Here is a 10,167-nt window from a genome sequence, read left to right on the forward strand (position 1 = left end):
GCTGTGGCTGGAACGGCCCGGCCCGCCGAGCCCGGTGGACGCGATGGTGCTGGAGCGCGCGTCCGCGGCGGCGCGCGCGGTGCTGGACCGCACGCGCGGCCGGGTCGTCGATCCGGCGTCGGTCGAAGTCGTGCTCGACGCGTCGGCGGACGAGCGAACCCGGCTCCGTGCCGCCCATCGCCTCGGGCTCGGAGCCACTGCGAGGGCGGTTGTGACCGACGCGGTACCGCTGGTCGTCCCTCCACAGTGGACCCCGCCGGAGCGAAGCAGGGTGGGCCTGGGGACCGTGGTGAATCTGGTTGACCTGCCGCTGTCCGGCGAACAAGCGCGGACGGCTTTCCGATTCACCGCAACCGAAGACGACCCCGGACCGTCCGTTGTGGAGTATGCGGAACTCGGCGGCCTGGCCGTGCTCGCCGACGCGGTCGGGCCCCGCACCAAACCGGTAGCGGACGTGCACAGCTTGGAGAACGCCCGCACGGCGGCCCCGTGGGTACTGCCCACACTGGTCGCCGTCGCGGGCGCTCCGAGCTTGCGTGCCGCCGCGAACACGCTGGTAGTGCACCATTCGACCCTGCAGGAGCGCCTGGCCCACGCCGAACACCTGCTCGGCTGGCCAGTGCGCGATCCCGCTGGACGGTTGCGGTTGCAGCTGGCTATCGCGCTGTGGCGGCTGCACCGCAACGGTTGATCACGGCGTGAGCAACGGCAGCAACGGCTTCCGCACGGCCGTCGCGACCCCGTCCGACGCCTGCGCCGCGGCGATCCGCTCGTCCGTCGGCGTCCCGTAGGACGTCGTCCGCTGCCGCAGCGGACGGCCGAGCGGCTCGACCATCGCGCGCATGTCGCTGATCGTCTTGTACGACCCGTTCGACGCGCCCGCCATCCGGCTGATCGTCTCCTCCATCAGCGTGCCGCCGATGTCGTTGACGCCGCCCTGCAGCACCGCCCGGCTGCCTTCCTCGCCGAGTTTCACCCAGGAGCTCTGGATGTTGTCGAACGTGCCGTGCAGCAGCAGCCGGGACAGCGCGTGCACCGCCCGGTTCTCGCGCAGCGTCGTGCCCGCGCGGGCGAGACCGGCCAGGTAGATCGGCGAACTTTGGTGGATGAACGGCAAAAGCACGAACTCGCTGAACCCGCGCCGTCCGTTGCGTTCCACGCCCTCTCGCTGCAGTTTGGCCAGGAGCTTCAGGTGACCGACCCAGTGGCTCGGGTTGTCCACGTGGCCGTACATCATCGTCGCCGTGGTCGGCAGCCCGACGTCGTGCGCAGTGGTGACCACCTCGATCCACGCGTCCGTCGGCAGCTTGCCCTTGGTGAGCACCCACCGGACGTCGTCGTCGAGGATTTCCGCCGCGGTGCCCGGCATCGAGTCCACTCCGGACTCCTTCGCCCGGATCAGGAAGTCGCGAATGGACAGATTCGTCCGCGACGCGCCGTTCACGACCTCCATCGGGCTGAACGAATGCAGGTGGATGTCCGGCTGCCGCCGCTTCACCTCGGCCGCGAGGTCGAAGTACGCGGTGCCCGGCAGATCCGGGTGGATCCCGCCCTGCATGCAGATCTCGGTCGCGCCCGCGGCCCACGCCTCGTCCACCCGGTCGCCGACCTGCTCCAGCGACAACGTGTACGCGTCGGCGTCGGTTTTCCGTTGCGCGAAAGCGCAGAAGCGGCAGCCGGTGTAACAGACGTTGGTGAAGTTGATGTTCCGCGTGACGACGAAGGTGATGTCGTCCCCGACGACCTCGCGGCGCAGGTCGTCGGCCAGTTTCGTGAGCGCGTCCAGCTCCGGTCCGTCAGCGTGCAGCAGGGCGAGCGCCGCGTCGTCGGACAGTCCGGCGGGGTCCTTTTCCGCGCTGCGCAACGCATCCCGCATGTCGGTGTCGAACCGCTGCGGCCCAGTCTTGATCTTTCGGCCGATTTCCTTCCAGTCGCCGTAGACCGAATCGAAGTCGCCTCGCCGGTCCTCGGTGCGGCCGGTCGTGTCGATCTCGGTGTGCAGGTCGGTGCGCCCGGACCCCTGCCAGCCGCCGTCCGGCTCCTGCCACGGGATCCCGACCGGCATCGCGCCTTCGCGGGCCAGCCCGGTCTCCGCGTCGACCAGCGCCGCGACGTGCCGCGTGACGCGCGGGTCGAGCCACGGCTGGCCGCGCTTCACGTACTCCGGGTAGATGGTCAGCCGCTCGCGCAGCGCGAAACCGGCCTTCTCGGTCTGCCGGGCGAGCAGGTCGATCTGCGGCCACGCGCGTTCGGGGTTGACGTGGTCCGGGGTGAGCGGTGAAACGCCGCCCCAGTCGTCGATGCCCGCGCGGATCATCAGGTCGTACTGGTCGCCGATGAGGTTCGGCGGGGCCTGGATGCGCATCCGCGGACCCAGCACCAGCCGGGCCACGGCGATGTTCGCGGCCAGTTCTTCGAGGCCGGCGTCCGGCGTCGCGCGCATCTTCGTGTCCGGCTTGGCCCGGAAGTTCTGCACGATGACTTCCTGGATGCCGCCGTACTCGCGTGCGGTCTTCCGGATGGCGAACAGCGCGTCGGCGCGTTCCTCGTGCGTCTCGCCGATCCCGATCAGCACGCCGGTGGTGAACGGCACCGAGCTGCGGCCCGCGTCCTCCAGGACGCGCAGCCGGACCTCGGGATCCTTGTCCGGCGAACCGTAATGCGGCCCGCCCTTCTCGCTCCACAGCCGTCGCGCGGTGGTCTCCAGCATCATGCCCATCGACGGCGCGACCGGCTTGAGCCGCTGGAAGTCCTGCCAGGACATGACGCCGGGGTTGAGATGCGGCAGAAGACCGGTCTCCTCGAGCACCCGGATCGCCATCGCGCGGACGTAGGAAAGCGTGTCGTCGTAGCCGTGCGCGTCCAGCCAGTCGCGCGCGGCCTTCCAACGGTCCTCCGGCCGGTCGCCGAGGGTGAACAGGGCTTCCTTGCAGCCCATCTCCGCGCCCTTGCGGGCGATGTCGAGCACCTCGTCCGGCGACAGGAACGGCGATTCGAGCCTGCCGGGGACAGTGACGAAGGTGCAGTAGCCGCACCGGTCCCGGCACAGCCGGGTCAGCGGGATGAACACCTTGCGGCTGTAGGTGATGATCCCCGCGCGCCCGGCTTCTTCGAGGCCGGCGTCGCGGATGCGGGAGGCGTGGTCGGACAAAGTCTTGAGGTCGTCGCCGCGGGCGTGCAGCAGCACGGCCGCCTCGGCGACGTCGAGCGTCTTCCCGTCTCGCGCCCGGGCGAGCGCACGGCGCATGGCCGACGGGGTGGGCGTGGTCACGCCAGCTTCGGGCTCCATTCCCGCCACGCTAGGACCCGGCCGCCGCGACCAGCCAGCTCTCCGCCCGCCGCCGCGCCCGCGAGGAGTCCGGGGTGATCATCGCCGCAGGTTGCGGGCTTGTGGGTGCGGTCTGCCGACGGTATTACCTAAAGGGTGGCGTCAGTGATCGGGAAGCGCATCGGCGGGCGGACGTACTACTACTTCGCCGAGTCCGCGCGCGTCGACGGCAAGCCGCGCGTGGTCGGCCAGCGTTATCTCGGGACGGCCGAGGACATCGCGGCGGCGGTGGCCGGCGGCGGTCCGGAGGCAGCCGGCGCGCGGCATCGGTCGTTCGGCGATGTTTCCGCCGTATGGGGGACGCTGCAGCGGCTCGACCTCGTCCGGCGCGTCGACTCGGTGGCGGGACCGCAGCGGGCGCGGCCGACGCTCGGTCTCCACGTCGCGCTCGCCGTGCTCCATCGAGCGACCGCCCCGGAGATGGAGTTTGAGGAATGGTGGACGGGCGGTCTGGCGCAGGATCTCGTCCGGCCGCGTCCGCCCAAGGGATCGATCACGACGGCTAGCCACTGGAGGGCGTTGCAGCGGCTTACCCCGGAGCGGATCGCGGGGGTGGAAACCGTTGTGGCGGAAGCAGTTCTGGAGCTGCTGGGCGACGACGGCACGGAAGCGCTGGCGGTCGATGTCGCGCAGTTCGCCGCGTTTACCGCCGCGGATTGCACGCTGCCGTCGGCCTGCCAGGACGTGCTCGCGGGACTCGGCCTGGTCGTCACGCGGGACGGGGCGATTCCGCTGGCTTCCCGGGTCTATCGAAGGGAAAACGCGCCGACGTTCGGTGCATTGGCCGTCGAGCTGGGGGAGCGGTATCCGGCCACGGACGTCACGCTGGTCTTCCACGCCGGACAAGCCGCGCAGCTCGACCTCGGCGCGCGGACCGGGTTCGTCGGCTCGCTGCCGCTGGCTGACCATCCGGACTTGCTCGCGCGGCCCGCGTCGGTGCGGCGGCGGGTGGATCCGGAGCGGTTCTCCGGGCTGACTGCCTTCGACACGGTGGCGACTGTGGACGGTGCTCACCGACGCGTCATCCTCACCCATTCCGCGACGTTGCACGCGGCGCAGTATCGGGCGTTCACCAGTGAATTGAGCACTACGGTGCGCGAACTCGACGGGCTCGCCGCCGCGCTCGAGGCAGGCACTCATCGCGGCGACCGGACCCAGGTGCACGCGGAGATGTCCCGGATCATCCGCGGACGCCGGGTGGAACGGGTGCTGAACACGACCCTCACCGGCAACCGCGCCGGGGAACTGCGGCTGGAGCGGCGGGTCGACGAGGCCGCGGTCGCCCGGCTGGCGGAGGAGTTCTTCGGCAAGCAGATTCTCGTGACGGACCGGGACTGGCCGGTCGCCGAGGTCGTCACCGCTTACCGCGCCCGGACGCACCTCGAGTCGACATTCCGCTGGCTGACCGGGCCCGCCGCGGCCGGGCCGTCGCCGCGGTGGGAGTGGACTTCGCATCGGATCGCGGTGCATACGTTGGTGTCCGTGCTCGCGGCGACGGTCACGCACTTGATGCGGCGGGAGGCGGACCGGGCGGGGATGAATTTGTCGGTGGCGGAGTTGCTCGACCAGTTGCGGGGGATCGGGGAGACGGTGCTGCGGCATCGGTCCACTGGGGGGAGGCCGCGGACCAGGCGGATTTTGTCTGATCGGACGGGGAGGCAGCAGGCGTTGTTCGAGTTGTTCGGGTTGGAGAGGTTTGCGCCTGGGTGAGGGGGCTGCTCGTCGCCCTGGCGGGCGACATTGCGCCGGGTGGTGCGGTGGGGCACCCCGAAGCCGAGTGTGCTGACGGTTCGGGGGTGCTTGTCAAGGCGGGAAAGATGCCTTGACAAGCACCCCCGAACCGCAGAGAAGGCTTCGTATCGGGGTGCGGGGTGGTGTGGGTGCCTGGCGCGTTGGGCGCGTTGGCTGGTGGGCGCACGGCTTGGGTTGCGTGGTCGCGATCGGCGGGTCGTCCGTGAAGGGCTCCTTCCGGGAATCTAAGTCCGGGAAGGGGCCCCTCACGGATTGTTCAGGAGTCGCGGTCGATGTTCAGTGCGGAGAAGGTCTGCACCACCGGCATCAGCTCGATGACGTTGATGTTCACGTGCTTGGGCTGCGAGCTGGCCCAGAAGACCGACTCGGCGACGTCGTCCGCGGTCAGCGGGGTCGTGCCGGCGTAGACGTTCGCCGCTTTGTCTTGGTCGCCGTCGAATCGGACGGTCGAGAACTCCGTGCCGCCCACCATGCCGGGCTCGATGTTCGTTACGCGGACGCCGGTGCCGCGCAGGTCGGAGCGCAGGTTGAGGCTGAACTGGTGGACGAACGCCTTGGTCGCGCCGTAGACGTTTCCGCCGGGGTAGGGGTAGCTGCCCGCGACGGAGCCGATGTTGATCACGTGCCCGGCACCGCGTTCGACCATGCCGGGCAGCACTGCGCGGGTGAGGTGGACGAGACCGGTCACGTTGGTCTCGATCATCTGGTCCCAGTCTTCCAGCTTCGCCTCGTGCGCGGGTTCGAGACCCTTCGCGAGGCCGGCGTTGTTGACCAGGATGTCGATCTTCGCCCACTCCTCGGGCAGTTGCGCGACGACGTCCGCGACCGCGTCCGCGTCGCGTACGTCGAGTACCAGCGGGTACACCGCGTCGCCCAGTTCGTCCGCGAGCGTCTTCAACCGGTCGCCGCTGCGGGCCGCGGCGACGACCCGCGCGCCTTCCGCGACGAACCGGCGCGTGATCGCGGCACCGAACCCGGCGCTCGCGCCGGTCACCAATACGGTCTTCATGGAGTGAGTCACCGTTCTTCCGCGTGGTCCAGGAACCGGCCGAACACGTCGTTGAACTCGGCCGCGCGTTCCAGGTTAGGCAGGTGCCCCGCGCCGTCGAGCACCACCAGCTCCGAGCCGGCCACGAGCTGGTGCAGCAGCCGCGCGTCGGCGACCGGCGTGAACTCGTCCTCGCTGCCCACCACGACCAGCGTCGGCACGGTGACCCGCTTCAGCGAATCGCGGTAGTCCGGCCGCTTCGCCCTCGCCCGCAAGGCCGCCGCCGCGCCTGCTGCCGGTGCGTCGCGCATCATCTTCTGGACGTGCCCGGTCACCTCGGGGTTCTCGCGCAAAGTGCCCGGCGACACCATCTTCGGCAACAGCTCGTCGGCGTACGCGGTCATGCCCTCCGCGAGCACCCGGTCCGCGGCCTGGTTGCGCACCACCTTTCCTTCGTTGGTCTCGGGCTCGGCGAAGGTGTCGGCGAGCAGCACCGCGGCGATCCGCTCCGGGTGCTCCCGGACGGTCTGCATCACGATCTGCCCGCCCATCGACAGCCCGCCCAGCGCGAAGCGGTCCAGCCCGAGGTGGTCAGCCAGCCCGATGAGGTCCTCGGCGAAGTCTTCGAGCCCGCGGACCGCCGGCCCAGTGCTTTCTCCGTATCCGCGCAGGTCGGGCACGACGACGCGGTGCCCGTTCCGCGCGAGGTGCTCAGCCTGCGGGCCCCACATGGACCGGTCGAACGGGTGCCCGTGCACGAGAAGCACCGGGAGCCGCGGCTGGTGCCCGAGGTCGTCGTAGGCGATCCGAGCGCCGGAGGAGAGGAGGACTGTCTGCATGTCGCCGACGCTAATCGGAGCGATTTCTCAGAGCAATACAGCGCAATGTAGTCGGAGCAATGTTTTTCTAGCGCACCTTCGCGAAGAACTGGCGGACGTCGCCCGCCCACAGCTCCGGCACCTCCTGCGCGGCGTAATGCCCGCCGCGGTCGTACTCGTTCCACGACACGAGGTTCCGGCGGTGCTCGGTGAACACGCGGATCGACGGCAGATCGCCGGGGAACTGCGCGACCCCGAGCGGCACTGGATTGCGGCCCTCGGCAGGCGTCTCCCGGGCTTGCTCGGCGTAGATCCGGATCGCCGAACCCGCGGTGCCGGTCAGCCAGTGGATCGTGACGTGCGTGAGGATCCCGTCGGCGTCGAGGCCGTGGTCGTGCATCGCCTGCGCGTTCCAGCCGAGCAGGCCGACGGGGGAGTCGGACAGCGCGTGCGCGAGGGTCTGCGGCTGCTGCGCCTGGACGACGCCGTAGGACGCCTCGTCGGTGAAGTAGTGGTGGAACGCGTCCCATGCCGCTTTGTCCTTAGGGGACAGTTCGGCAATCCACTGTGGATCGTCGTCCGGCGGCGGATCCCAGGTCTGCGTCACGTGCGCGCCGATCACCTGCTCCGGTGCCACGCGACCGACCTCCGGCGCGATCCTCGAACCCCAGTCGTTGCCCGCGGTCCCGTACCGCGCGTACCCCAGCCGGCGCATCAACTCCGCCCACGCCCGCGCGATCCGCTGCGGACCCCAGCCGGTGTCGGCCGTCGGGCCGGAAAACCCGAACCCCGGCAACGACGGCAGCACGACGTCGAACGCGATCGACGGGTCCAGCCCGTGCGCGCGGGGATCGCTCAACGGCCCGACCGCGGCCAGATACTCCGCCACCGAGCCCGGCCACCCGTGGCTGAGAAGCAAGGGGATCGCGTCCGGCTCCGGCGAACGGGCGTGCAGGAAATGCACGTTGCTGCCGTCGATCGTGGTCGTGAACTGCGGATACCGGTTGAACCGCCGTTCCCAAGCCCGCCAGTCGTAGCGATGCCGCCAGTGCTCGGCCAGCTCGCGAACCCGGCCGACGCTGACGCCGTACCCCTGGTCGCCGCCGGCCGGCTCGGGTGCCCATTTCGTCCGATCGAGCCGTTCCCGCAGGTCGGCAAGGTCCGCTTCCGGGATCTCGAGCCGGTACGGCCGGATCTCGTCAGTCATGTCCAGCTCCTTGAGAGAGCCGCCGGGCGCAGGCGTTGAGATACCGCACCTGGCGGATGTTGGTGGCGAGTTCGGCGGCGCGCAGGTACGCGCTCCGGGCCGCTTCGCGGTCGCCCGCCCTTTCCAGAAGATGTGCTCGCGCCGCGTAAAACCGCCGGTCGCGGTTGTCCAGCGCCTCCAGCAGGTCGAGCCCCGCCGCCGGTCCGTCCGCCATCCCGACCGCGACGGCGTGGCTCACCTTCGCGACCGGACTCGCCGAAACCTTGAGCAACAGCCGGTAGAGCCCGGCGATCTGCCGCCAGTCGGTCTCCTCCGCGGTGGCTGCCTCGTCATGGACCGCCGCGATCGCCGCCTGCAGCTGACACGGCCCGACCGGCCCGCGCGGCAACGCCGCCGTCACCAGCTCCACCCCGCGCCGGATCGGCCCGGCCTTCCACCGCGTCCGGTCCTGTTCGTGCAGCGGAACCAGCTCGCCCTGCTCGGTCACGCGCGCCGGCGATCGCGCGTCCGTCAGCAACATCAACGCGAGCAGTCCCTCGGCCTCGCTGTCGCCCGGCAGCAACGCGGCGGTCATCTCGGCCAGCCGGATCGCTTCGGCGACCAGGTCGCCCCGGCGCAAATCCGGCCCTGACGTCGCCGAATACCCCTCGGTGAAAATCAGGTACAGGACGTGCAGGACCGCTTCGAGCCGCTCGTCCCGTTCCTCCTTCGGCGGCATCCGGAACGGCACACCGCTGTCCTGGATCGTGCGCTTGGCCCGGGAAATCCGGCGGGCCATCGAATCCTCGGAAGTGAGGAACGCCCGCGCGATCTCCGCGGTGGTGAGCCCGCCGACGGCCCGCAGGGTGAGGGCGATCTGCGACGCCGCCGACAACGACGGGTGGCAGCAGAGCAGGAGCAGGATCAAGGTGTCGTCCCCGGTCTGCTCGCTGACGTCCTCGCGAGCCGCGCGGATCTCTCGCTCCCGCCTCGCCTGGTCAGCCCGGAGCAGATCGATCAGCTTCCGGCTCGCGACCTGCAGCAACCAGCCGAAGGGACGCTCGGGGATGCCCGACTCCGGCCACTGCTGGGCGGCTTTGAGCAAAGCCTCCTGGACCGCGTCCTCAGCCGGATCGAACCGCCCGTAGCGGCGGACCAGCGCTCCCAGCACCTGCGGTGCGAGGGCGCGCAGGGTGTCGTTGACCGCGGAGTCGGTCATCTCTGCCTGCCTCGTGGCTCAGAGTTCGCCCTCGGACCCCATCACCGGCCGGACGACCACTCCGGCCTCCGCCAACCGCCCCGGTGCCTTGAGCAGTCCCGCCGCGATGTCGGTCGCTCGGTCGAAACTGGCGCAGTCGACCATCCAGTACCCCGCGATGACCTCCTCGGTCTCGCCGAAGGGCCCGTCGGTCACGACCGGAGCCCCGTCCCGCAGGCGAAGGCTGCGGGCCAGCACCGGAGCGGAGAGCCCCTGCGTCTCGACCAGCTCGCCCGATTCGGCCAGCTCCCTGCTGAACCCGGTGAGGAAGTCGTAGACCGCCGCCGCCTCCGCCGGGCTCGCCCCGCCGTCCTTGCCGCTGAGGTAGTCGTAGTCCTGCTGGTTGCCGTACGCCAGGATCAGGTACTTCATCGGTGCTCCCTCTTCGCTCGGGCCTGCTCTCGCGACCGGCGCTTGCCCGCCAGTCTCGGAATGAACGAAGCTGCCCGCCCCGCCCCGGACATCGCCTCGGCGCTCTTCTGGGTGACCCGGGTCACTCGGCGCTCATGATGCCCCTGCTGGAACGCGCGCGCCCAGGGTCGTTCCGCGCGGCAGGTCGATGTCCAGCAGCAATCCGCGCTCCGTCCGCATTGCTCGGCGCTTCCTTTGGCAGTCGTCGGCCCGTGCCTGCTCGGGCATTCGCCGATAACGCGAGCCGCCCGTTCTTCCGCATTACGACATCCGCGAGCCGATAACGCCGCGCTCTGGCCCGCGGGCTTGCCGCCGCCCAGCCCGCCGGATCGGCCGCATCGGGCCCATTCGGCCGGTTGACCTGCGAAGATCGTATTAAGGGACCCCCCTGTTTCGGGCCGTTTTGGGCCGTGTAATGTTCTCCAG

The 10,167-nt window shown here is 70.1% G+C and carries 8 protein-coding genes; 2 read left to right on the forward strand and 6 right to left on the reverse strand.

Annotated features, from left to right (window positions below):
- Positions 1–691, forward strand: a 691-nt coding sequence (locus H5411_RS44625; protein WP_183127783.1) for a helix-turn-helix domain-containing protein, incomplete at its 5' end; no start/stop codon positions are given.
- Here H5411_RS44625 and H5411_RS44630 read toward each other — a convergent pair.
- On the reverse strand, positions 692–3,289 hold the full coding sequence (locus tag H5411_RS44630) for a bifunctional FO biosynthesis protein CofGH (protein ID WP_183127785.1): 2,598 nt from the start codon (positions 3,287–3,289) through the stop codon (positions 692–694).
- A 135-nt stretch (positions 3,290–3,424) separates the two neighbouring features.
- On the opposite strand from H5411_RS44630, the gene H5411_RS44635 reads away from it, so the two are divergent.
- Entirely contained in the window at positions 3,425–5,038 is a 1,614-nt protein-coding gene (locus H5411_RS44635) for an IS1634 family transposase (RefSeq protein ID WP_460431639.1), read from the forward strand.
- A 298-nt stretch (positions 5,039–5,336) separates the two neighbouring features.
- Here H5411_RS44635 and H5411_RS44640 read toward each other — a convergent pair whose 3' ends face one another.
- The 5 genes from H5411_RS44640 to H5411_RS44660 form a co-directional block, all read right to left on the reverse strand.
- Positions 5,337–6,089, reverse strand: coding sequence for an SDR family NAD(P)-dependent oxidoreductase (locus H5411_RS44640; RefSeq protein WP_101434009.1), 753 nt, complete (start codon positions 6,087–6,089; stop codon positions 5,337–5,339).
- 8 nt (positions 6,090–6,097) lie between these two features.
- Positions 6,098–6,907 carry an alpha/beta fold hydrolase gene (locus tag H5411_RS44645; RefSeq protein ID WP_101434010.1) on the reverse strand — a complete coding sequence of 270 codons (810 nt, stop codon included), beginning with the start codon at positions 6,905–6,907 and terminating at the stop codon, positions 6,098–6,100.
- Positions 6,908–6,974: 67 nt separating this feature from the next.
- Positions 6,975–8,093, reverse strand: coding sequence for an epoxide hydrolase family protein (locus H5411_RS44650; protein ID WP_101434011.1), 1,119 nt, complete (start codon positions 8,091–8,093; stop codon positions 6,975–6,977).
- Positions 8,086–9,291 carry an RNA polymerase sigma factor gene (locus H5411_RS44655; RefSeq protein ID WP_183127789.1) on the reverse strand — a complete coding sequence of 402 codons (1,206 nt, stop codon included), beginning with the start codon at positions 9,289–9,291 and terminating at the stop codon, positions 8,086–8,088. The genes H5411_RS44650 and H5411_RS44655 overlap by 8 nt, the downstream gene beginning before the upstream one ends.
- An 18-nt stretch (positions 9,292–9,309) precedes the next feature.
- Positions 9,310–9,702 carry a YciI family protein gene (locus H5411_RS44660; protein ID WP_183127791.1) on the reverse strand — a complete coding sequence of 131 codons (393 nt, stop codon included), beginning with the start codon at positions 9,700–9,702 and terminating at the stop codon, positions 9,310–9,312.
- Positions 9,703–10,167 lie beyond the last annotated feature (465 nt).

This window comes from Amycolatopsis echigonensis (assembly GCF_014174495.1).
Taxonomy (GTDB): Bacteria; Actinomycetota; Actinomycetes; order Mycobacteriales; family Pseudonocardiaceae; genus Amycolatopsis; species Amycolatopsis echigonensis.

What these genes read in the sequence shown, in the direction of transcription:
- H5411_RS44630 (WP_183127785.1), bottom strand. Translation starts at nt 3,289, where the DNA reads ATGGAGCCCGAAGCTGGCGTGACCACGCCCACCCCGTCGGCCATGCGC.
- H5411_RS44640 (WP_101434009.1), bottom strand. Translation starts at nt 6,089, where the DNA reads ATGAAGACCGTATTGGTGACCGGCGCGAGCGCCGGGTTCGGTGCCGCG.
- H5411_RS44645 (WP_101434010.1), bottom strand. Translation starts at nt 6,907, where the DNA reads ATGCAGACAGTCCTCCTCTCCTCCGGCGCTCGGATCGCCTACGACGAC.
- H5411_RS44650 (WP_101434011.1), bottom strand. Translation starts at nt 8,093, where the DNA reads ATGACTGACGAGATCCGGCCGTACCGGCTCGAGATCCCGGAAGCGGAC.
- H5411_RS44655 (WP_183127789.1), bottom strand. Translation starts at nt 9,291, where the DNA reads ATGACCGACTCCGCGGTCAACGACACCCTGCGCGCCCTCGCACCGCAG.
- H5411_RS44660 (WP_183127791.1), bottom strand. Translation starts at nt 9,702, where the DNA reads ATGAAGTACCTGATCCTGGCGTACGGCAACCAGCAGGACTACGACTAC.